The 24,035-nt window shown below is 41.9% G+C and carries 18 protein-coding genes; 7 read left to right on the top strand and 11 right to left on the bottom strand.

The annotated features are described in order from the left end of the window. Positions 1 to 8: 8 nt before the first annotated feature. Both G3T18_RS04105 and G3T18_RS04100 read left to right on the top strand, forming a co-directional pair. Positions 9 to 1,184 (top strand): DNA sulfur modification protein DndB, encoded by a 1,176-nt coding sequence (locus G3T18_RS04105; RefSeq protein WP_224409259.1) that lies wholly within the window; start codon positions 9 to 11, stop codon positions 1,182 to 1,184. A 276-nt stretch (positions 1,185 to 1,460) separates the two neighbouring features. Beyond that, positions 1,461 to 3,065, top strand: a complete 1,605-nt coding sequence (locus G3T18_RS04100; protein ID WP_224409258.1) for a DGQHR domain-containing protein — start codon at positions 1,461 to 1,463, stop codon at positions 3,063 to 3,065. Positions 3,066 to 3,102: 37 nt separating this feature from the next. On the opposite strand, the gene G3T18_RS04095 is transcribed toward G3T18_RS04100, so the two are convergent. After that, positions 3,103 to 3,570: a DNA phosphorothioation-associated protein 4 gene (locus G3T18_RS04095; RefSeq protein ID WP_224409257.1), complete on the bottom strand. Its 468-nt coding sequence runs from the start codon at positions 3,568 to 3,570 to the stop codon at positions 3,103 to 3,105. A gap of 240 nt (positions 3,571 to 3,810) precedes the next feature. Then, positions 3,811 to 4,284, bottom strand: a complete 474-nt coding sequence (locus G3T18_RS04090; RefSeq protein ID WP_224409256.1) for a hypothetical protein — start codon at positions 4,282 to 4,284, stop codon at positions 3,811 to 3,813. Between the two features lie 600 nt (positions 4,285 to 4,884). On the opposite strand from G3T18_RS04090, the gene G3T18_RS04085 reads away from it, so the two are divergent. After that, positions 4,885 to 5,352, top strand: a complete 468-nt coding sequence (locus tag G3T18_RS04085; protein ID WP_224409255.1) for a peptidoglycan-binding domain-containing protein — start codon at positions 4,885 to 4,887, stop codon at positions 5,350 to 5,352. A gap of 371 nt (positions 5,353 to 5,723) precedes the next feature. On the opposite strand, the gene G3T18_RS04080 is transcribed toward G3T18_RS04085, so the two are convergent. Beyond that, positions 5,724 to 11,378 carry an Ig-like domain-containing protein gene (locus G3T18_RS04080; protein ID WP_224409254.1) on the bottom strand — a complete coding sequence of 1,885 codons (5,655 nt, stop codon included), beginning with the start codon at positions 11,376 to 11,378 and terminating at the stop codon, positions 5,724 to 5,726. Between the two features lie 331 nt (positions 11,379 to 11,709). Further along, positions 11,710 to 11,907 carry a hypothetical protein gene (locus tag G3T18_RS04075; protein WP_224409253.1) on the bottom strand — a complete coding sequence of 66 codons (198 nt, stop codon included), beginning with the start codon at positions 11,905 to 11,907 and terminating at the stop codon, positions 11,710 to 11,712. Between the two features lie 254 nt (positions 11,908 to 12,161). Between G3T18_RS04075 and G3T18_RS04070 the strand changes: the two genes are divergently transcribed. From G3T18_RS04070 to G3T18_RS04060, 3 genes are read left to right on the top strand one after another with little or no spacing between them, the layout of a single operon-like run. Beyond that, positions 12,162 to 13,292, top strand: coding sequence for a mechanosensitive ion channel family protein (locus G3T18_RS04070; protein ID WP_224409252.1), 1,131 nt, complete (start codon positions 12,162 to 12,164; stop codon positions 13,290 to 13,292). A gap of 30 nt (positions 13,293 to 13,322) precedes the next feature. Then, positions 13,323 to 14,438 (top strand): mechanosensitive ion channel family protein, encoded by a 1,116-nt coding sequence (locus tag G3T18_RS04065; protein WP_224409251.1) that lies wholly within the window; start codon positions 13,323 to 13,325, stop codon positions 14,436 to 14,438. A gap of 41 nt (positions 14,439 to 14,479) precedes the next feature. Then, positions 14,480 to 14,968, top strand: coding sequence for a hypothetical protein (locus G3T18_RS04060; RefSeq protein ID WP_224409250.1), 489 nt, complete (start codon positions 14,480 to 14,482; stop codon positions 14,966 to 14,968). A 4-nt stretch (positions 14,969 to 14,972) separates the two neighbouring features. On the opposite strand, the gene G3T18_RS04055 is transcribed toward G3T18_RS04060, so the two are convergent. Continuing rightward, positions 14,973 to 16,301 carry a hypothetical protein gene (locus G3T18_RS04055; RefSeq protein WP_224409249.1) on the bottom strand — a complete coding sequence of 443 codons (1,329 nt, stop codon included), beginning with the start codon at positions 16,299 to 16,301 and terminating at the stop codon, positions 14,973 to 14,975. A gap of 235 nt (positions 16,302 to 16,536) precedes the next feature. On the opposite strand from G3T18_RS04055, the gene G3T18_RS04050 reads away from it, so the two are divergent. Continuing rightward, entirely contained in the window at positions 16,537 to 17,070 is a 534-nt protein-coding gene (locus G3T18_RS04050; protein WP_224409248.1) for an alpha/beta hydrolase, read from the top strand. Positions 17,071 to 17,147: 77 nt separating this feature from the next. Here G3T18_RS04050 and G3T18_RS04045 read toward each other — a convergent pair whose 3' ends face one another. From G3T18_RS04045 to rimP, 6 genes are all read right to left on the bottom strand, one after another. Further along, positions 17,148 to 17,354: a hypothetical protein gene (locus G3T18_RS04045; protein ID WP_224409247.1), complete on the bottom strand. Its 207-nt coding sequence runs from the start codon at positions 17,352 to 17,354 to the stop codon at positions 17,148 to 17,150. 165 nt (positions 17,355 to 17,519) lie between these two features. After that, positions 17,520 to 18,113, bottom strand: a complete 594-nt coding sequence (locus G3T18_RS04040; protein WP_224409246.1) for a low-complexity tail membrane protein — start codon at positions 18,111 to 18,113, stop codon at positions 17,520 to 17,522. 163 nt (positions 18,114 to 18,276) lie between these two features. Then, the gene (gene infB, locus G3T18_RS04035; protein WP_224409245.1) at positions 18,277 to 21,336 is read right to left on the bottom strand and encodes a translation initiation factor IF-2; all 3,060 of its coding nucleotides are present in this window, start codon (positions 21,334 to 21,336) and stop codon (positions 18,277 to 18,279) included. 398 nt (positions 21,337 to 21,734) lie between these two features. Further along, complete coding sequence (locus G3T18_RS04030) at positions 21,735 to 22,055, bottom strand: YlxR family protein (protein ID WP_224409244.1); 321 nt, start codon at positions 22,053 to 22,055, stop codon at positions 21,735 to 21,737. A 23-nt stretch (positions 22,056 to 22,078) separates the two neighbouring features. Beyond that, positions 22,079 to 23,389, bottom strand: a complete 1,311-nt coding sequence (gene nusA, locus G3T18_RS04025) for a transcription termination factor NusA (protein WP_224409243.1) — start codon at positions 23,387 to 23,389, stop codon at positions 22,079 to 22,081. Positions 23,390 to 23,515: 126 nt separating this feature from the next. After that, the gene (gene rimP, locus G3T18_RS04020; protein ID WP_224409242.1) at positions 23,516 to 23,971 is read right to left on the bottom strand and encodes a ribosome maturation factor RimP; all 456 of its coding nucleotides are present in this window, start codon (positions 23,969 to 23,971) and stop codon (positions 23,516 to 23,518) included. Positions 23,972 to 24,035 lie beyond the last annotated feature (64 nt).

Genomic DNA, 24,035 nt, shown 5'->3' with positions numbered 1-24,035 from the left:
TAGCTAAGATGTCTGAAAACAACGACCTTTACTTTGAAACCAATCAGCGACTAGATTCTATTATTGAGCCATACTTTGCAAAATATCACCGTCAGAAGTGCTATCCGGGGCTTATTTTCCAGCAGGGAAAGCGGAAAATGGTGCAAATCAATCTTCCTGCTGATGACCTACCTACTCTTTTACAAGCAAAGCCATCTACAGGTAACGATCCCGATTCAGGTAAAAATCGTCCAGAGGTAAAAGGTCATGTTGATGAAGTAAAACAATATCTTCTCGAACGTACTAAAAGGAGTAAACCTTGGATTTTAGGTACTTTGACGGCTAATGTCAACCCAGAGGAGATTGAATTAATCGAGTTGGGTAGGGGATTCTGTTTAGTAGTCATTCCTCGCGGTGTTAAGTTAGATATTACAGACGGACAACATCGTAAACGTGCTATTCATGAACTGATTGAAAGTCAAGAAGGCGAATTGATAGCTGATAATGATTTTCCGATTACACTGGTTCTAGAGTCTGACTTTAATCAGTGTCAAACAGATTTCCGTGACATGGCACAAACTAAGCCATTGGATAAAGCGCTACTTTTGTCATTTGGTGAGTTTGAAGGAAGAGTTGGTATTACTAAAAACTTAATCGAGCGAGTGCCAATGTTTAATGGAAAAACGGAAAAAATTAAAAATTCTCCTTCTACAAAGAAAAAATTAATTTACACCACTAACTACATAGCTAGAACTGTAAGTTGTGCTTTTACTAACGTTCCAAGCAATGAACTTCAACACCATGATGTAGACAAGTTATCTGATGCTATGGTTGCCTGTTTGAATCAGTTTTTTTCAGAGTGCAGTTCTACTAAACACATATTTGAAACCAATGTTGAAGATTTAACAGTTGATGAAATCGCTAAATTCAAAGAACATTGTATTTTAGGTAGAAGTGTCGGACTTGAAATTTTAGGACGTTTACTTTATCAGACTTACAATCAATATAATTATTATTTTGAGGCTGATAAAGTATCTCAACTCGCTCAATTAGATTGGTCAAGAGGAAGCCAACTTTGGCAAGGAAATGTCATTATCTCTAGTCCGAATCCGAAAAACCCAGCTAAACCATACAAAGTTTTATCTCATACCAGTGCTGTAAGAGTAGCAATTGAAAGAGTTAAAGTGAGCTTGGATTGGATGTAAACTCATATTACTTTTCATCGATTGAGTATATTTCAAGATTCAATGACAATTGTAATTATGGCTGCAAGTAGGTTACTATTGGACTGAGAGAGGCAAGAAGGATAAACCCGATCGCGCGCCTAAACTCTCCTCTACTCGCTCCACAGCCAAAACAGATATTTCAAAACTTAACTTGACTAATTTGCTAATACATGATAAAAAAGTATTTTTTATTGTGTTGACTATAATATAGTAAACTGATAATTTTATAAAAATCAAGCAAATAATAAAAAACTTATGGACAGCGCCACAAGCTCAACTGGAGACATAACCAGTCAAGTGCTGGAACAAGAAAACCAAGAACGATCCACACTAGCCATTTTATTAGATAAATACTTAGGAAAAAACGATCGCATTTTAGCTCAAAAGACTTGGATGGGGAGTACAGAAGCATATATTGGTTCCGTGACTCTTGAATGGTTAGACAGTCGCGTCCGTTTCGCCTCCCAATTACCTTTATTTCGGCAAAAATTCGACGAAAAAACAGGTAATGTAGTTAGAGATTCAGACACTATTGACGACATCCAACAACGTCCTTTAGATTGGTCGCGTCAAGCACCTCTCGCTCAATATCTCGCGGCAAGAGTTGCACATAAATTTCCGGCGGTTTTAGTAGTTATTAGTCCTGACTGGGTAGACAACCCAAATGCAACAGAGTGGGACGAAAACAAACGCGCAACTAAATCCGCAGTTGATTTTAATGCTTTAGATAAAGAAGGAAAAGTCGGATTATTAGATGTGTCTCCTGGGGTTTCCATTTTTGCCCTTGATGGACAACATCGACTAATGGGAATTCAAGGCTTAATGGAATTAATTAAAACTGGTAAACTTCAGTGTTACAACAAAGTTAAAAAAGCTAGCGGAGGTGTAATTACTGTTGACGATCTGCTCGAAGAATACGAACTTGAATTTTCTTATTTACAAAATTTGGCATACGAACAAATCGGTATTGAATTTATTCCTGCTGTAGTGAAAGGCGAAACTCGTGACGAAGCAAAACGACGCATTAGGTCAATTTTTGTTCACGTCAATTTAATGGCGGTAAGACTGAGTAAAGGACAATTGGCTTTACTCGATGAAGACAATGGATTTTCGATTGTGGCGAGGAAAGTAGCTGTATCTCATCCTTTGTTACGAGACGATTCTCGGGTTAATTGGGATAGTCCGACAGTAGCGGCTAAAGCAACGGTTTTGACGACCTTACAAGCGCTACAAGATATGTCTGAAAGATATTTAGGCTATAAGTTTAAAAATTGGAAATCTTCGGATAAAAAGAATTTGATTCCCATGCGTCCTGAGGATGATGAATTAGAAATTGGCATTAAATATTTTCAAGAATTGTTTGATTATTTAGCGAGTTTACCTAGTTATCAAAGATTAGCAGAAGGTGAAAAAACTCCCCAACTGCGTCGCTTTAGTTTTGAGAAGCCAAAAGGTGAAGGAAATATGCTTTTTCGTCCTGTGGGACAAGTGGCGATCGCGCAAGCTTTGGGTATCTTAGTTTTCCAAAAAAACTTCTCACTAGAAGAGATTTTTCCGAAACTAATTAGCTTCGATGTTGATGATGGTTTCAGTAATATGGATCGTCCTAGTTCTCTTTGGTATAGTGTTTTATATGACCCAAATAAAAAGCGAGTTCTGGTATCGGGACGAGATTTAGCAGCCCGGTTAATAGTTTATATTCTTGGTGGAATTAAAGATAAATTTGAACGTGCGGAGTTGCGACGAGAACTTGCTGAAGCGAGAACAATTGAGGATCGAGCAATCGGTTTTAAGGGTAAGTTTGTTGCGCCAAAAGAGGTAGGATTACCGAGAATTTTGGCAAAAAAATTTGTTTGTTAGAAAATGTAATTATAGCCCAATTACAAGCATTTACTAATTACAGAAATCGACTTAAATCGAATTCTTCTCCGGGCTGTACTGACTGATAACGTTCTTGACTCATTATTAATAATAGTCGTTCGGTATAGTCCACTGCGCCGCGTAATTCTTCTTGCAAAATTTCTAATCCTCCATTAGCATATTCTTCAAAAATTTGCAAGCGTTCATTTTCAGCAATGGGGTCAAGAGGAGAGAGAATTTTGGTATCGTGAGTTTCCGCGATCGCCAATAACTTAATCTCTAAATCGTAGCCTCTAGAAACAAAAATCTCTAAACCAATAGGGGCTGGTTCGCTTTGGGAAATTTCTCCTAGAGAAACTCGTTTTTTCCGTTTTGCGCCTAAAGCTGCGGCAAAGGCGATAAGATCGGCATAGGTTTGAAAGGGAGCGGTTTTGTTATTGGAATTCAATAAACTTTTTACTAAATCAGCTTTATCTTTCGCAACCCTGATTCTATTATAAGCCATTTTTGGTTAACCTACTTTGCCTAGTATTTTACCATAAAATATAGATATTTAGTTGAGATAGTTTTTGATGATGAAAAAATACATTTATAGTTTAGCATTCGTGGCTTTACTCATCTTTTTAGGCTTACTTCTTAATGGTTAAAGTTCCTAGTCAGCAGGGGCTAAACAAAAGTTAGTAAATAACTCTTTAGCCCCTCTGCAAAAAAAATAATTAACGTCAAAGCGCCACTTGATTAATTATTAATCAGGTAAAGTAGTTTCTGGAGGAGTTTCTTGAGAAACTCGCTCAATTTCAAAATTTTCAATATTATCTTCAAAGCGGCTGAAAATTACCCGAACTTCATCGTAACCGATAGCTGAAGACGCTCCTTTGGGTTCGTTGCATTGTACCCTTAATAAAGTTTGAAATCTGCCGTATTGCTCGCTAACATAGTAACTTTTATCGCAACCGTAGCCAATAAAACCTTCAATTGCTAACTGATTAAGTGCAGCAATACCCAAACGATTATTTAAAATATTTTCAATTTCTTCGTTTTGTTCGGCTGCACTCATACGTCGCCATTGTTCGGAAGTAGCTTGTGCGATTTCAGTTTCTTCGGGTTCAACTTGTGCTTGAGTTACTGCTACATTTGGTTGGGAACAAGAAGTAATTAGAATAGCCGATCCTAAAGCGATCGCTACTCTCCCAAAAGGCGAAAATCTTAGCCAAGACATAATTTTTCTCAAACTTAACTACACTTGCAGCGTGCTTATGGCGCTCTGTGAAAATAATTATTGAATCTTCCCACTAGCACTCACAAACAAGTTTCACTAGCTAGTATTCCCCAAATAAATTTACTTTGACATCCTGCTACTGGGTGAACTATTCAAGTGAGTCAAAGCTAATTAATACAGGTGAGGTGATACGGTTTTTGTCGAGATTAGATTTGAAATATCGAAATTATACTTCCGGTAATTGAATGACTCAAGCAATTACTAAAACACAACTCAAGCTAGTTTAGCTATTGCTCGTGTTTTTGGCAACAAACTTAGCAAACTTTCAGCTTAGTTTCCCACGAGACAAAAGCGATCTCTTCGCTTCCCATCCGCAAAGATAGCAGCAGCTCTTTAGAGAATTTGAGTATTTTTTCTGACTATCTCTCCTAGATAGTACTCCTTTTGCAGAATGAGAATAAATTTTCTCTTCTTCTCCTCCTCCCCAGGATGGGGGTGAGAAAGAAATACCCCCCAAAAATATCTGCATCTTGAGGGACGTAAGACATAACTTACACTTTCTAATCTGAGAGTATTAGAACGTCGATATCGAAAATTCACATGACTAAAACAAAAATTCAAATCAAAGTAAATAAACCCCTGTTACAGCTTGGCGATCGCGGGAATTCCGTGCGAGAATTACAAGAGTTATTAGCAGATCGCGGTGTTTTCGATAGCGAAGTTGATAGTGTTTTCGATGAGGAAACAGAAATGGCTGTCAAAAAATTTCAATACCGAATGTTTCTTCCTGTAGATGGGATCGTTGGGGAAAAAACTTGGGAAAGTTTGTATAAAGATGCTCCAGTTAATCTACCTTTGCTCGAACGAGGTAGTCGGGGAGCGGCTGTAGAAACTTTACAAACAGCTTTGCAGGAAAGTGGCGAATATCGAGGCAAAATTGATGGTATTTTTGGCTCGAAAACTGAAGCCGCAGTGATGGCTTTTCAGCGCCGTTATAATTTAATTGCAGATGGTATGGTTGGTGAAAATACTTGGAAAGCTTTAACTATTACTCGCACTCGCGACTAAGTAGTAATTTCTTCTAAGTTATTTCTGCATGGTATTTTTCAAGCTGAAGTATTGACAATCTCCCGCTAATTCAAAGATTATAACGGGAGATTCTTGCTTCTTATCCTCTTAACTAGGCAATATAGATTGGGGAGCTAATCCCGATCCAGATTTTAGAGCAGAGAACGAGTTGACTCAAGATATCCTCATTTTCAGAAAAACTTGCTAGCATAGGCTCCGATCTTTTCTTTATTTACTGTTTACTGTTTACTGTTCATTGCTATTGCTAGAAAACAAAACAAAGTCCACCCAAGCGGACTTTGTCACTCAAACAGTAATTTATCCGATGAACTGACAATTATTCGAGTTCATCAGCCTTCATTCGTGGTTCCTTAAATAACCACTTGGAAACCAAAATCATCGTAAGAAGCATCGAAACCAGCATCATTAGCGATTAAATCCTCGAAACCAAAAGTATTATCTCCCAACAAACGAACTTGGTCAGCACTACCCGGATTAGCTTCTAAGAAAGCAAAGTAAGTATTCGTCGTCTGTCCATCGGTAGAAATCAGATAAGGTGCATAAAGTTGACCACCAGTGAGATTAGCTGAAAGAGTCTCACCTTCAGCAAACTCTACCACACTCGCTGATAAAGCAGCTTGAGCATAACCTGCATCTCCGGGATTAACACCACCAACACTACCAAGAAGATTATCAATCTGATACAAACCACCGCGATTAGTCAAACCAGATTCACCGAAAGCTTGGAAGATAGCGGAAACCGAAGTATCGACATTACCATCACCGTCAACATCGATTTCCCGCAAATCAACGATTTCTCGTAGCCCTTGAATATCAGTTCCCGATCGCGTATCTTCGGTAGTTAACTCAACCTCAAACAAAACATCATCAAAGTCATTTTCCGTACCGCTACCGCTAACAGGTAAATCTTCCCAACCGATTGTAAACGCATTAGTTCCCAAGTCAGAAACCTCTAGCTGAGTTAAATCGACCGTACCGAAGTAAACTTGACTTGAAGGTACTTGTCCGGCTAAAACTTCATCTGTAGAACCATCAGAAACCAGATAGAAACCGATATTATCCCCACCGCTAAACTCGATAATACGTTCAGGATCGATAAAGAAATCTGGAGATTCGTTCGATAAAGCAGAGAAAATTACTTCTCCATTGCTCAGGGCTGCGGTAGTATAGCGTAAGTCTCCTGGTGAAATCCCGTTAATCGTACCAGACTCGTCATCAACGCGATAGAAACCAACCTCATTGACATTCGCTGCATCAGAAAGCGCTTCATTCAAGGTAAATTTGAGATTGACATTTTCTTGATTGCCACCGATCGCAAAAACGTTATTATTGTTGCGAGTGAGGCTTGGTGGTTCTGTCACTGTTCCTTCTTCAACCGTAATCGCGATCGCATCGGTATCAGATAACGCACCACCTGCACCATTATTTCCTAAGTCATTGGTAGTAATCGTAATGCTATCTTCGCCACTGAAATCAGCATTTGGTGTATAAGTTAAACCATCTAAAGCTGTGTTAATCTCTTCAACGGTACCAGTCAAACTAATTTGATTCGTACCATCTCCACCAGAAGAAATTAATCCGGTGGTATCACCACCTAAATCGAGAATGCCATTTTCTGCCGCTAATGTTACTGTAACTGGATCTGGCGATGCGTCAACATCAGTAATTGAGAGTTGATTTCCATTCTCGCTAGAAAAGACAATCGCAGGATTAGTTTCCGTACTGGTAAACTCTGGAAGCGTAGTGTCGTCGAGAGATTCACCGTTAAACAGATTTATTGGTGCATCATTGATGGGATTAACAGTAATTTCGATGACTTCATTATCGGTTAGCGGACCACCTGCACCATTATTACCGAAATCGTTAGCAAAAATTTCAATCGTCGTCTCACCAGCGAAGTCAGCAAAGGGAGTGAAAGTTAAACCATCCAAAGCTGAGTTAATCGCATCCAGCGTCCCAGTCAGCAAGAGGTTACTCGTATCATCCCCATTAAAGAAAATTAATCCGCTAGGATCGCCAAGACTCAAACTTCCATCCGTCGCCACCAATTCTACACCGATCGCGTCGTCGAGAACATCAGGATCGGTAATCGAAATCGTTAAATCGTTTCCAGTAAAGACAATTCCCCCTTCTGTATCTTCGTCGATTTCCACCACTTCTGGGGCAAGAATTTCTGGTGGTTGGTTAGCTTCTTCAACGATTACATTCACGGTAGCCGTGTCAGTGTTACCATTACCGTCATCTACTTGATAAGTAAAGCTATCAACACCATTAAAATCAGCATTGGGTGTATAGGTAACAAAGTCATCAGAGAGATCGTCAGGAGTACCGTTATCATTAACTACAGCCGTACCATTGGTAGGATCTGTCAGAATGCTAATTTGTAGCGGATCTCCTTCAGGATCGGTATCATTAGCAAGAACATCAATTTCGACTGGTGTATTCGGATCGGCTGTAGCTAAATCATCTTCCGCTTGTAGTTGATTACCAATTTCCACTGTAATTCGGGCAGTATCAGTGTTACCATCAGCATCGGTAATCGTATAACCAAAGTCTTCTACACCCTCAAAACCTGCATCAGGAGTATAAACGATAAAGTCGTCAGATAAATCATCAGGAGTACCATTATTATTGACTACTGCGGTTCCATTGACAACTTCATCTTCAGCGATCGCAATTTGTAGTTGTCCTTCGGTAGGAGTATCATTACCCAAAACATCGATTTCTACTGGTGTATCAATCTCAGTTGTCACTGTATCATCGATCGCATCGAGTGGTTCGACCACTACACCACCTACGTTAACAGTAATCGTCGCCGTATCAGTATTACCGTTAATATCCGTGAGGGTATAAGTAAAGTCTTCTACCCCAGTAAAACCTGCATCGGGAGTGTAGCTGATAAAGTCGTCAGAAAAGTCAGCCGGAGTACCATTATCGTTGACAATTGCTGTTCCGTTAACAATACTAGCCTCATCGATCGCGAGATCTGCTAAACCATCACCAAGTTGGTCATTATTGAGAAGTGGAATATCGATCGGTGTGTCGATGGTAGTTGATACTGTGTCATCAATTGCATCGAGTCCACCACCAACTACACCTTCACCAACTGTTACTGTCACCGTAGCAGTATCGCGATTACCATCAGCGTCAATTAAATCATAAGTAAAGTCTTCAACGCCAACAAAATCTGCATCCGGAGTATATAAAATTGTTCCATCAGCATCAACTACTGCTGTACCATTAACCACACCTGCGATACTAGCCGGATCTACTTCTAAGTCGCTAGGATCGGCATCATCGTCAGTATCATTAGCCAAGACATCAATATTAACAGGTGTATCCAGTGCAGTAGTAGCCGTATCATCAACCGCATCAAACACACCACCTGTCGTCCCACCAACTGTTACTGTCACTGTAGCGGTATCGCGATTACCATCAGCGTCAATTAAATCATAAGTAAAGTCTTCAGAGCCAACAAAACCAGTATTAGGTGTGTATAAAATTGTCCCATCAGCATCAACTACTGCTGTACCATTAACCACACCTGCGATACTAGCCGGATCTACTTCTAAGTCGCTAGGATCGGCATCATCGTCAGTATCATTAGCCAAGACATCAATATTAACAGGTGTATCCAGTGCAGTAGTAGCCGTATCATCAACCGCATCAAACACACCACCTGTCGTCCCACCAACTGTTACTGTCACTGTAGCGGTATCGCGATTACCATCAGCGTCAATTAAATCATAAGTAAAGTCTTCAGAGCCAACAAAATCTGCATCCGGAGTATATAAAATTGTTCCATCAGCATCAACTACTGCTGTACCATTAACCACACCTGCGATACTAGCCGGATCTACTTCTAAGTCGCTAGGATCGGCATCATCGTCAGTATCATTAGCCAAGACATCGATATTAACAGGTGTATCCAGTGCAGTAGTAGCCGTATCATCAACCGCATCAAACACACCACCTGTCGTCCCACCAACTGTTACTGTCACCGTAGCGGTATCGCGATTACCATCAGCGTCAATTAAATCATAAGTAAAGTCTTCAGAGCCAACAAAACCAGTATTAGGTGTGTATAAAATTGTCCCATCAGCATCAACTACTGCTGTCCCGTTAATCACACCTGCGATACTAGCCGGATCTACTTCTAAGTCACTAGGATCGGCATCATCGTCAGTATCATTAGCCAAGACATCGATATTAACAGGTGTATCCAGTGCAGTAGTAGCCGTATCATCAACCGCATCAAACACACCACCAGCCCCAGTAACAGTAATCTCAACTGTATCTGTATCAGTCAATGCACCGTCATCGCTAGTTACAGTCAAAGTAGCCACACCCGCAGCAGCCGGATTAAAGGCTAGACCATCAAGCGCCGCATTGATATCGTTGAGAGTACCTGTAAAAGTTAGCGTCGGATCGTCAGTACCATCTCCGGTAGTAAAGGTTAACCCAGTAGTATTGGGAAGAGTTAAAGTCCCCGAATCTACTGCCAGTGTAACTTCAAAGGGATCGACAGCAGGATCGGCATCAGGGTCTAAAATTTGGAGATCGTTACCTGTATCGGTAGCTGCATCCGTTTGAAAAAGTAGCGGTGTACTGAGATCGGTTGTTTGGGCTGGAGGGACGGAATTAAACGGGGGATCGTTCGCTGCGGGATTCATATCGCCGATAATTTCCACATTAGAGGGATTATTATCGTTAAAAGTATTGTTCCCACCATCGATTATTTGAGCGTTGTTGCGGTTGCGAATCGCCCCACCTTCGTCAGCAGCAGTATTACCGCTAAAGTCACTGTTAGTAAGATTGAGAATACCTTCACCCAAAGCGCCATCATTTTCAATAGCACCACCACCATCTTCAATACCATCGTCTCCTTCGGCTGTATTATTGAGAAAATCGGTATTCTCAACGCTGAGAGTACCTTGGTTGAGAATCGCCCCACCATCATCAGCCGAGGAGTTATCGCTAAGGATGCTATTAGTAATTGTCGCAGTAGCACCGTTAGTAATGAAAATCGCACCACCGTCGTCTTCGGCTACGGGAAAAGTACCCGCACCACCGCTAGGTACTTCGGCTCTACCACCTGTAAGCGTAACGTTATCTAAGCTGAGATTACCCGCAGGAGTGCTGGTACCGTCAATATAAAAGAGACGGAAAGCTGAAGCGGCGGGATCTCTAGCGATAGTCGCTCCGTTACCATTAATTACGACATCGCTGGTAATCGGTGGTAGTGCGGAAACGCCGTTATCGATCGCTGCGTTACCATCAGGGATATCGGGAAATAAGGTAGTGGTTGTACCGTCAAAGGTGTATGTACCGCCTGTAGCTAGGTTGATGATATTATCGGCAGCAGTACCGTTATTAATTGCTTCAATGGCGGCGATTAAGCCAGCAACGTCTCCATCAGCAATATCTACAGGAAAAATTCCCTGGTAAGCCAATCTAACTTCGTCGGTGAATGCTAGGGGTGAGGTAATTTTTCCAGTGGTGTAATCTAAGTTCCAGTTTCCGCCTTGAGATCTACTACCTACGGGATGAGAAGCTGCGGCAATTTTTGCTCCAGTTATTCTACTTAACTGTTCGACAAAATTTTGACCTCTGGATTTTTGGGCAACGTTACAACCATAAATTAATAATGAGCTGCCATGAAGTGTTTTTGCCCAATTTTCTAATTCTGTAAAGTAATTATCGAGGGTTTCTAAGCTGAGTTTACTGTCACCTAAAAATAAGCAACCAGATGCACCATGAGTAACAATATGTAAACTCTGGACAGTTTGGTTTTGCAGTAATGCTGTAATTTGTTTAACGCCGTCATCTTTATCGTCTAGAATAAAGACTTTTGCGCCATTTTGTCCTCCTTTTGCCAGGATTTCGTAGTCTTGTATCTTTTTATCGATGACTACTAGCATTCCTGTATCTCGATCGTCTAAAGGGCTTTCAATTGTTGTAGTGCTTGTCTGTAAACCCTTATACTGTGCAATTATCGATTTCATTGATTCCTTACTCCGAGCTTGACGATGGGTTTGCTGGTATTTGCTGCTTTTCCCAACCGAGAAGCCGTCGTTTTAACTTTGATGAGAGCGGCTATTCTATCAGTTGGGATCTCTTATCGATCCCTGGTTATCTTTACCCCATCAATTTTCTCTAGTTCTCCGGAATAATCGGGAAGTTTTGCTTGATTTTTTGCGGATATTTTCTCAAAAAAATGAAGACGTTCTTCTGAGGAGGAACGTCCATTTTTTTTCTTTTGCGAGAGGATCAAACTATTATTTAATCTCGACAAAGTTTAAACTAATTTATTTATTTGTTGTCATGGCAACCAATTTAGCTTAGGGAAGCACGGCTGCGATCGTAGCTAACTCGGAAACTGGAATGTGGTTTACCTTGAATGTGGTTCCAATATTCACTATCAACATCCATACCGATTTCTGAGGCTGCACGTCCAAGCATTGATTGTTGACGGTTTTTAACTAATTGATGATGACGCATCATTAAAGCGCGAGATCTTTCTTGGCTAGACATTTTTGTTTCCTCCGGATTGCTTAACTTGTATTAGTGGTAGGGATGATTGCTTTCTACATTTTTACTATAGCGGACATTTCTGTAACATTTGCTACAAAATGCCTGTTTGTAACAAAAATTAACATTTTGCCAGGAAGGCGATCGCGCGGCACTCCCAGCCAAACTGCGCCATAATAATCAACAAATTGAACTTAGCAGTATAGTAGAAAAGTCCAACTAGAGGATAAAGCCCCCCTGGAAATTAGAGGCAATTTATGTTCGATCGCCAATTGGGTTTAGAAGTGACATTACCAGATAGCATTGCAATTCCAGCGCTCGCGATGGCGCTACTGAGTTTAATGACACTTTTAACCATTCTCTTTTTCCAAGGAATTTCCTACGTCAAACTTCCGCAACTAAGCAAATCCCTCAGCGCGCGCTTTAGTTCACCTGAATCTCAAGAAATTATCCAAAAGCTCATTCAACCTTATCAAGGTTGGTTAATTTGGGTAATTATTTCAATCATCGTTGATTTGATTGTTCTCGCACTGCCAACACCATCTTGGCTACTCTTATTTGAATTTCCCTTAAGTTTACTCTTAGCAATCAGTACCACTTTTTTAGGATTCAGACTTTTTTCCGAAATATTCGATAACTATTTGCTAGTAGTTGCACTAGATGAGCGAGCAAAAATCAATACTGAACTATTGACTTTAGGCAAATTTTTAACCAAAGCATTAATTGTCCTAATTGTAATCTTTTGCTTCGCCCAAGCTCATCAAGTAAATTTAATCGGTTTAGTAGCAAGCTTAGGAATTGGCGGATTTGCGATCGCCTTTGCATCGCAAAAAGTAATCGAGCAAATTCTTTGGAGTGTTGTTCTTTACATCGATCGACCTTTCACCGTTGACGATTATATCCATTTACCAGACCGAACTCTTGGTAGAGTTGAATCAATCGGCTGGCGTTCCACAAAAATTCGCCTTTCGGGGAAAAATACCCTCGTCGTAGTACCCAATAGTAACCTAGCCCAAATTAACATTGAGAACTTAAGCAGTGCGCAGCGAGTCATTTCAATGGTAACGCTAACCTTTTTTAGAGCAATGTCTGAAGAAGAAAAAGCCATACTCAAACAGCTTTTTTTGGACAGTACCAGCGATATACTAGGAATCGATCGTCAACTAACCCAAGTTAACTTTCAAGATCTACCCGATCGCTCTGGTCAATACCAAGTTCAAGCACAAGTAATTTTCTTTATTTTAGGGGCAACAGACACATCAATGGAATTACGGAGAGGTTTGCTAGGAATGGCGAGGGAAAATATCACTAAGCGACTACAAGAATACGGAATTATGTTTGACATCAAAGAAAGCATTGTTGATGTCAGCCAGCCCATGAATATTTAGTCATGGGAACCAGTTAAAAATGCCGAGGCGATGCAAATAGATTCAGAAATCCTAGAATATATTTGGGAATTAATGGCGAGATTAGGATTATTTTCCTTAGCTGTGGTCATCTCGCCATTTGCAGGTCAATTTGTACTTCAGTTTATTCAGCTAATCCTTAAGTTACTAGACTATCGGCAAATAATTAACGCTAAAGCCGTTTATGCTCGCTCGATCGAACCATTTGAGAATTCCCTCTGGTTAATAGGTGTATTTTTTTTTATCGCCATTGCTTTAAATTTGTTGATTAAGTACGAAGAGCTGCATAAATTTTTAGGATTTTTTGTCTATTCAACTTTGTCAATTGGAATTGGCTGGTTTACTGCCAGAATTGTCCGCAAAATTATCCATCGTTCAGTTATTAGTTTAGTGCATCGGTGGTTTGGAAAAGTTAATGAAGTAGTGCTGATTTTTGAGACTCTGAGTTATGTATTGATTGTGGTGATGGCAATCGTAATTTTTGCGATCGGACTTCAAGTAGAATTGTTTCCTCTCTTAGCTGGTTTAGGTATTAGTGGTGCGGTACTCGGTTTGGCAGCCCAGCAGACACTCGGACAACTTTTTGGCACCCTAGAACTATATCTGGATCGCCCTTATCTTTGTGGAGAGTATATCCGAGTCAATTTTAATCCTTATGCAGAAGATGTTTATGGTCGGATCGAGTCAATTGGTTTGCGTTCGACCAAAATTCGGATTGTTGCTCAAAATACAATCATGATTGTGCCAAATTTGACAATGGCTGGCAAAAATATTGAAAATGTTAGTCGAGGGAAAAAGACGATGGCGATGCTTTGTCTCGACTTTTCGAGATATCTTAGAGAAGAGGAGCAAGCCCTGGTAACTCAGATTATCGAGCAAGAAAGTCGCTTATTTTGGGGCTTCGATCGCGCTAGTACGCGAGTTCAGTATGAAAAAGCAGAACCTACTTCAATAACCCGCGCACGGGTGTTTTTTTTCCTTACCAGTCCGAGTGAAAACTCTCTAGAACTGCGCAAACGACTTTTAGAATTGGCTAATGAGGCGATCGCTAAAAAACTGGCAGTCCAAAACCTGAGATTTATTGTTCCAGAACCAACTATTTATATTGATTCACCCATGTCTCTGTAGTTGAGAGAATCAATTGAAGCTGTTATTTCCCGGCAAATGACATGAATACTCCATCCCCTTTTGAGTCTAATCCAGATCGAACCAACAACTGGGATCGGGAAACTTCTCTCGAAATGCTTCAGGAACAACACCTGAACCTGAAGCTTAATGTTGAGAAACTCGAATCCAGGGTAACTCAACTGCGTGGGTTACTTCAAACCCTAGTTGTCGGTTTGGTAATCGCTGTTTTGCTAGCAATTGGCATTTCTGGCTGGTTCGCCTACCGTTTGCTTTTACAAGAGCAAATTGCCCAGCGCGAGAGCCAACAGTCAGCAGCAGAAAATGCGGAAATACTCGAACAAATCGAGGAAATGGAAGCCCAATTACAACGCCAGAGAAAACAGCTAGAAACTTTTCGAGAAGAAGTCCCCCAGGAGTTGGAAACCTTAACTAATACAGTTCAAGCTAATCAACGTCAGTTGCAGCTTTTGCGGTCGCGTCTCGAACAAGTTGAACCACAGTCAACCTCAAGAGAAAGTGGCGATCGCTAGAAGCTTACGAACCAGATTCTAAGCGACGCTGCCATTCTTCGTCAATGCGATCGGAACGTTTAATTTCTTGGTCGATTAAATCAGTTTCGGTAGAGTAACTGATATCCTCTTCTCCAATGACTTTCTGAGCGGCAAACTGACGAGCATAACTAATTTTCTGCTGCAAAGTGCTATCTCCACTATTTAAAGCCAAAGCCCGGGTTTCTCGTTTTTGATTGCGAGCTTGTATTTGGGGATTTTTCCACTGAATCCAGAAGTAGCGCAGTAAAGGTATGGTTAAAAAGGCAGTCCCGTATCCGAGTAAAAGCCAGTAGATAGAATCGACAAATGCTACTAGTCCCCCGATTTGAGCAGCCACTTGACCATCTTGTAAGAGAGAATTGAGTACCAAAGCACCGATAATATTTACAGCGCCTAGGGCAGCCGCAGCGATTAGTTGTCCGCTTCCGGCTCGACTAAACTGCCATAATTTTTCTTGGAGATATTCTGGTACTGCTGAGTGAGATTGGTTTCTTGCTGTTACCTGTAACTCTGGAAAATAGTAGATAATTTCTCCGTCTGGCGATACTTCTGGGTAGCCATTAAAACGAGTTAACACTGGTAGGAGAGAGTCTTCGTAGTCGCCGCGATTGTCGAAATCATCTAAATAGGGCATTATTTGTTCTGCGACTACTGCACCTTGATTATTGCGAATTACCGCCCCAATTTCTTGCCAACGACGCTCTTCTATGTCGGCATTAGGATTTCCGTCACCAAACAAAAAGGAGAAGATAGCTTCGAGGAAGTTCATCTCGTTTTCGTTAGTAGAACGACGATTTTGAGGGCGTTGTCGTCGCGATCTGGGAGAATAAGTTGGGTCAAAAAACCAGAAAATATCCGGTCCAATCCAGAAACGAGGAAAGAAGAAAATTCCGCCTCCACCGCCAGAACGATTTCTACTACCGCCACCAGAGTTATTATCGCTATCGCTAGCACTAAGTGTGATAATGATAATGGCGATCGCTGCAAAAATTAGGACAATCGAAACAATTAAGATAATTCCGAAAGAAATGCGAATTAGGTAGAATAAAACCGCCCAAATTTTTTCCCACCATTCTTTCAGTTGCAACCGCAAGTATTTATTTCGCAAAATTGAGCGAAAATTTTTCGGAAATAGGTAAGCAATATCTCCTGATTCTGCTACTTGCAGGTGTCCGCCAGCTTCGGATGCGAGGGCGAGTAATCCTTGCTGTGCTTGATTAATTTCTAATCCTGCTTGTGCAGCAACGTCACCAACGGTGACTCGATAACCTAGTTGTTCTACAGATTTGATAATGGCAGGATTGGGAGTCATAGTCACTCCTAGAATTAAATTGCCTTCTCTTTCTAGTATGACAGGCACGAAAACGATACTACCATTGCGGAAACTTTTTTGCTACAAACGAGCGACTTGTTGAGTGGGGATTTTGCTGGACGCAAGATTATCCCCTTGAATGATGAAGATATAACTATTAAGTCTAAGAATTAACTTAGATTACAAATTCAAATTGGATAATTTTATGTTTATGTCTTACCACAAAACCAAGAAAATGTCAAGAAAAATCTGGCGATCGCTAAGTTACATTAGTATGTTAACTGCGGCGGGAGTAATTTTCTTGACTAGTAGTGCTGAAGCTGCTGAGAATGTAGTTTTGAAGTACGGTTTTCTACGCGAGTCAGTATCGATACCAGAGTTAACTGCACTGGCGGAAACCGGAGAGGTATCTTCTTCGTTAAAGGCGTACTTAAGAATGGCAAACAAGGAACCAGAAGAATTGCGCAGAGTTTTAAACAATGAAGTAGATGTAGATTCGCTGATTTTATATCGAATACTTAACACCACGCCTGGCGAACTCGTCCTTGACCAAGTAAGCGAGATTATTCATACTCCCACAAATCGAGCTAACGAACAAGCTTTACGTGCTGCTTTGGTCAAATCTGCCCTTGAAGACGACCAAATTACGTTAATTGAAATTCTGCAAAATTATCCGACGACAGAAGTTCATGTCGAGGGGGAAAGGATTGAAGAAGTTTACAATCGAGTTAGTAGTTTGCTCAAGCGTATACCCCACTTACCTTTTTAATTTCTTAACTAAGTTAAGAAAGGGATAAATCCCGCGCTGGATAGATAAATGCAGCGTCGGGAGGATGTGATATTAACCTAATAAGCCAAGGTTTCGAGAGTCTCCCGGAGATAGCGACGCACAAGTGCGTCAGTATTTTGTGGTTGAGATGATACAAGAGAATTATTTTGTTGAAGTTGCCAACGCTTAAAACCGGAACTATTGGCGATCGCTTCTTTCAAACTTTGCCAGATTTCGCTGTCTGGGGAATATTGACCTAAAGAGGAAATTGTTGAACTAGGCATTTACACTCTTACTCCATAATCGGGTGTTTTTACTTTTAGAATAGCCTAGTTCTTCTCAATGCTGCTGCTGCAAAATACACAAAATGGGGATTGGGGAGGTGGGGAAGAGGGGGAGGATAAACTGGTGACTGGTAACCGATAACTGGTAACTGTTAACGGAAATCCCTAATCCTGCAAAGTTGGTAAAATTTTTCTGACGCGAAAGCCAGGAACAGTAAATTGCTGAGGAATTTGGGATTCAGCGATCGCTTCTATCGCTTCGTATTCAGCTTGAGTTGTCAACAACACGGTTAACACACTAATCGGTACTTGTAAAAACAAATTGCTAACTAAAAAAGCTAAAGCTGCCACTAACAGGGCGGCTATGCGCCATTGAGGGGGAAACAAAGCCACAGTTGCGGCGGCGGGAGCATAGCGATATATTTGCCATAACAGCAACAGCATTAAAATTGCTCCCACAACAGTAAAAACTCGATGTTTAGGAGTTTTGAACAAACTCAAAATTTTGCGTTGTTTCTCAGTAAGTTGTTGTGGCTGAAGCGAAACCACTAAGATGCTAAAGATATCGAAAGGACGATACCACTGCATAACGAGGATTGGCACGATCGCGATCGCTGCTAGGAAAAACAATTCTAACCAAAAGGGTAGCACTGGATCTCCGACGGCTAAAGATAACCACACCAATTCTAAAGCGAGTGGTAATACAGCCAAGCCTGCTAAATGAATCCACAAGAAAGGTTCAGATTTAAAAGATTCCATTAGTCGAATGATAATGAATTATTTGGTAGAGGCGCACAGTCACTTATGCACCCTTGAAGTAGTTATATCAAATAGCGATCGCCACAAATAATCAAAAAAGCGACCAAGCTGGTCGCACAACAATACTTAACTTTAGCCGGTTAGATAACTAATTAAGCCGATGCTACTTCGAGAGAGTCCGGCGCTTTAACACCATTTGATAAGCTTCAATGATGTCACCTTCTTCCCAAGCGTTGAAGTTATCAGCACCGATACCACATTCAAATCCGGATTTAACTTCTTTCACGTCCTCTCTGACTCGTTTGAGCGAAGAGAGATTACCTTCGTAAATCACTTCACCACCACGGCGAACTCTCATCTTACTATTGCGTACCACTCTTCCTGATTGGACGTAACAGCCTGCAACAGCACCGCGACCGACAGTGAAGACAGCACGAACTTCTGCTTGACCGAGATGTTCTTCAACCTCTTCAGGATCGAGTAAACCTTCCATCGCTCCCTGAATTTCGTCCAGGAGGTTATAGATAATGTTGTACTCGCGGATATCGACACCCTCACGATCTGCGGCTTGTCGCGCACCACTAGCCAATGTGGTACTAAAACCTATGACGATCGCACCACTAGCCGCAGCTAAATCGACATCAGTTTCGCTAATTTCACCGGGAGCAGCTAACAACACCCGTATTTGTACTTCATTTTGGGGTAATTGCTTGAGGGAACCGAGAATTGCTTCCACCGAACCTTGAACATCTGCTTTGAGAATCAAGTTCAGTTCCTTGAGTTCGCCTTCTCGAGCTTGTTCCGAGATACTGCTGAGAGTAACGCGACGAGATCCCATTGCTTGTTGTAAGCGAGAAGTTCGTTTATCGTCGCTACGCTGAGAAGCGATCGCGCGAGCTTCTTTTTCACTAGCAAAGACATCAAACTCGTCACCTGCTTCGGGAACGTCAGCTAAACCTAACACTTCCACTGCGAAAGAAGGACTAGCGGCTTCAACTTTTTGACCTCGGTCATCGATCATTGCCCGGATTTTACCAAAAGCAGAACCAGCGACGATACAATCTCCCACGCGCAGCGTACCATTCTGAACCAGTAAAGTAGCCACTGGACCTCTTGCCTTATCCAAATGAGCTTCAATCACTGTACCCTTAGCAAGGCGATCGGGGTTAGCTTCTAGCTGCTCCACTTCCGAAACTAGGAGAATCATTTCCAAGAGCGTATCCAGGTTTTCTCCTTTAATCGCGCTCACTGGAACCATAATCGTCTCGCCGCCCCATTCTTCAGCAACCAAGCCTTGTTCGGTCAGTTCTTGTTTGACGCGATCGGGTTGAGAGCCTTCTTTATCGATTTTATTAATCGCGACCACGATCGGTACTTTAGCAGCCCGAGCGTGAGATATTGCTTCCTTAGTTTGAGGTTGCACGCCATCATCAGCCGCTACGACTAAGACCGCGATGTCTGTTACGCGAGTTCCCCGCGCTCGCATCGCCGTGAAAGCTTCGTGACCTGGAGTATCGAGAAAAACGACCTGCTGGGTTTTCCCATCATGATCCACATCGACGTGATAGGCTCCGATATGCTGGGTAATACCACCTGCTTCACCTTGTGCCACTTTTGTCGAGCGAATCGAATCGAGTAAAGTAGTTTTTCCGTGATCGACGTGACCCATAATCGTCACCACTGGAGGACGACGCTGGAGATTTTCTAAATCTGCCTCGTCAATCATCTCGGTTATCTTCGTAGCTGCGGCTCGTTCTTCTGGAGTTTCGACAGTGACGCCGAGTTCTTCTGCCACCATTTTTGCTGTCGGCAAGTCGAGCATTTGAGTAACATTAACGACAATGCCCTTCATGAACAGCTTCTTAATAATTTCCGTTTCCGAGATATTCAGCAATTCAGCCAAATCGCGAACAGTCTGATTACCTTCCAAAACTATTATCTCTGGAAGTTCCGGAGCCGCTTTTTTCTCGCGACGGCGATCGCTTTTCTCGCTCCGATTACCAGCATCAGTTTTCGGCGTAACTGGCTTTTTCTGTTTTTTGCCACTGGTAGCTACTGCGCCACCCTGTTGTCCGTTGGCGGCTTTAGGCTTAGGAGGACGAGCCATAGACAGACTTACCGATACTGTTGCCTGAGATTGGGTTAATTCTGTTTCCAATTCATCCTCGTCATCATCAATGAGAGGCTGAACTCGACGCTTACCCTTAGCCGCAGGTTTACCAGCTTTTTTGGCTTGTTTTTCATCTTCATCTTCCTCTTCCCACTCTTCCACCGAAGGACGAGGTGGAGCAGGTCGTTTCAGCTTAGGTTTAGGCTTCTGAGGAAGTTCGAGTAAATCTTGTTCTTCTTCAAGATCTGGAGTTTCCGGTTCTTCAACCTCTGCCACTTTTTTCGGTTTAATTTCCTCTGGTGGCTCCACAGGTTTCGGTTTACTCGGACGCTGAAGTTTAGGTGGCTCTTTGAGTGCCGGTTTAGCTTTTCTGGGCGAACTTTCTTCGGAAGTTGGTTTTTCCGGTGCTTTTGCCTTAGTAGGAGTCGGAGTTAGTTGAGGTGGTTTCGGCGATCGCGGAGCTTCTACTTTGGCAGTTTTTTTGTTCTGCGGTTGCTTGGGTTGCTCCGGTTGAGAACTTTCTTGTGTTGGTCTTGCCGGAGGTCCGAGCAGTTGAGGTTTTTCCACAACTCCTTGATTAGCTTCCCCGTCAGGCGATCGCTCCTGTGGTTTTTCCACCTCAATTTGTTGAGGATCAGAAGAAGCTTTTTCGTCTCTATCTTCTTCAGCAAGGCTTTCTTGCGGCTTTTTGAGACTTGGTTGAGGTGTTGGCGACGATTTATGAGGCTGTGGTTTCACAGGTGGACGGGGAGGTGTAGGCATCCTGGGTGTATTTTCTTTTTCCGACTGACGAGATCCAGACGAAGAACGAGGTTTCGAGGGGCGAATTTCCAAAATTTGTTGTTTGCGCGAGCGGTTTGAGCGGGGTGGAGACTGAACCGAGCCCGAATCTGAATTTTTTTCACCCTGACTGAGACCGCCACTTTTGCCAGCAACGTTATTGGCTGTATACCGCTCTGCTGCCGCGCGGATTCTTTCTGCTTGAGCTTCTGTAATCGTGCTACTGTGACTTTTAACTGCGATATTGAGTTGGTCGCAAATTTTCTGAATAACTTTATTCTCCAAATCCAATTCCTTTGATAATTCGTAAATTCTAACTTTGCCGTTGTTCATCCACGTTTGTCCTGTAATACTTACCAGTTTTCAAGTTTTGAGTAAGAGAGAGTAGTTCATTTTGTTATTTAGATCTCTTAAATCTTGTTTAAATTAAATAAGTTTGAAAACAGCACCTCATCTTGATTTAATTGACAATATAGTTTAATTTGACTGAAGCTTTAGCCAATCGACTAACTATCACTTCAAGGTATATACAAGCATTTTTTTCTTTTTCGACATTCAACCAGAAGGAATAATTTCGGGTTTAGTCTGGTAGTTGTAAGTTACCAGATTAATTCCCTCTGTCATGCTTAGTACGTTTTTTTTAGTTTAATTTAACTCCCTGCTGTTTCTATTGTAAGGTCGGTTTGATAATTAGTTTTTCGTCCCTTGAGGGTGAAACCTTTGCTTGGAGTTCAAGAAGCGCGATCGCTGCTGTGTCCGGGACAGTTATTTTTTGGCACTGCCGAGATTTCTTCTTTGTTTGTAACTGAGCTTAAACGTTGCCACAAGCTTTGATAAATCTCTTGAGGAACATAAGCTCTCAGCGATCGCCCCAATCTATTTTTGCTTTGGGCGCGAGATAGACAACTTTCACCAGGACAGAGGTAGGCAGAACGTCCCATCCCCTCATCTAATTGTACCTGTCGGGATGGGTAGACTCTGACAATTCGCCAAAATGAATCTTTTGGTCCTACTCTTCGACAGCTTAGGCAACGTCGGTAGTTGGTTTTCATGCCTTACCTCACCTCCTTACTTCCTATTCTGATTCGTCTGCGCCAAATTCCCTCTCTAGTTCTTCTTGCTCAAAGTCCTCAAAATCAGCAAATTCTTGCTGAGACTGTTTTTTTATCCCTATTTCTAAAGGATCTAAATCTTCTTGTGCTGTTTCTTCGATCGATTCAGCTTGAGCTGCTTGTTTTTGTTTTTCAGCTTCAGGATCGTACTTCGCGGTATCTTTGATATCAATTTTCCAGCCTGTAAGACGGGCAGCAAGGCGCACATTTTGTCCTTCTTTTCCGATCGCTAAACTTAGTTGGTTATCTGGTACAAGAACTAATGCCTGACGTTCGTCAGGATTAACTAATAATACTCGATCGACGCGGGCGGGACTGAGGGCGTTGGCAATGTAGGTAGCGGGATCGGGAGACCAACGAATAACGTCAATTTTCTCACCGCGTAGTTCGTTTACTACTGCTTGGATGCGCGATCCTCTTGCACCAATACAAGCACCTACTGGATCGACATCTCGCTCTAGGGTGTCTACAGCAATTTTCGTGCGGGGACCGACTTGACGAGAGGGAGGATTAGCTTCTCTAGCTACGGCGACAATTCTGACAACTTCGTCTTCAATTTCTGGTACTTCGTTGGCGAATAAATAAACTACTAAACCAGCAGATGCTCTGGAAACGATTAATTGCGGACCGCGTTGGGTTCCTTCGCGCACTTTTTTCAGATAAACCTTAAATGTCGCATTAGCTCGATAGTTATCGTTGGGAAGTTGTTCGCGTTTGGGCAATTCGGCTTCTACTTCTGGTTGACCAAAGGAACTACTCACAGCCACGATCGCTGATTGTCTCTCAAATCTTAATACTCTGGCTTGCAAAACCGTGTTTTCAATGTCCTGAAATTCTTCTTGAATCAATTTACGCTGCTGATCCCGAAGTTTTTGCAGCAGGACTTGCTTGGTTTGAATTGCTGCCATCCGACCAAATTCTCTTTGATCTGGGGTAACATCTAAGACTACTGAATCCCCGGTTTGTGCTTCGGATGCTACTTGCTGAACTTCTTCGAGGGAAATTTGATGATCGGTATTATCAACTTCTTCGACAATTACCTTGGTTGAGAGAATCCGAAAACCTTCTTCTTCTGTATCCAGTTCGACTTCAAAGTTCTCAAAATAATCTTCGCTAAATTGGTTGCGATTTAAACTTTGAGCGCGACGATAGCGTTCGTATCCTTTGATTAACGCTTCTCGTAATGCTTGCTGGACGGCAGATTTGGGTAAATTGTGTTTTTGAGAGATTTCTTCAATTAATTTTTTCAGTCCTGGTAAAGCAACAATTGACATATAGCACGCATCTCCTTTTTCAGTAAGCAGTCATCGCTCGTTGGTCAATTGGGGCGATCGGTAATCGCGAATAAGAACCATCTACCCAGAAAAGACCAATAATTTTTGCCCAACGAGCGATAGGGGTTAATCTTCTAGTTGCACTTTGGCGACGAGTTGACGAGGAATAGCGATCGCCCGTCCTTTTTGGTTGAGATACACTGTCTCTTGGTCTCTACCTTGGAGTTTTCCTCGCCACTCTTTTTTTCCTTCATAGGGAGTGTAGGTTTTGATAATGACAGAAAACCCTTTAAAGGAAATAAATTCTCGATCTGTGGTTAACTGTCTGGAAATACCGGGACTCGATATTTCTAGCACGTAGGGTTCGGAAATTAATTCCTGAATATCTAATTGTGCTTCTAAAGCTCTACTCATCCGTTCGCAGTCATCTAAACTGGTGTCATCAGCTAAATTACGCACGTCCACGCGCAATACAGGCGGTTTTCGGTTCGTCTGGAAAACCGCGCCGACTAATTCTAAACCTAGTTCTGCTGCGATTGGTGTCGCTAGCTCGATAATTTCGGGTATTAGAGGATGAGTCATCGAAAAATCTATCCAACAAAAAAAGCGGGTACGACCCACTTTCCGCAGACAAAATTATGTCTTG

This window comes from Oscillatoria salina IIICB1 (assembly GCF_020144665.1).
Taxonomy (GTDB): domain Bacteria; phylum Cyanobacteriota; class Cyanobacteriia; order Cyanobacteriales; family SIO1D9; genus IIICB1.
The sequence above is the reverse complement of the archived record's forward strand: the minus strand, read 5'-3'. Positions and strand labels throughout refer to the sequence as shown.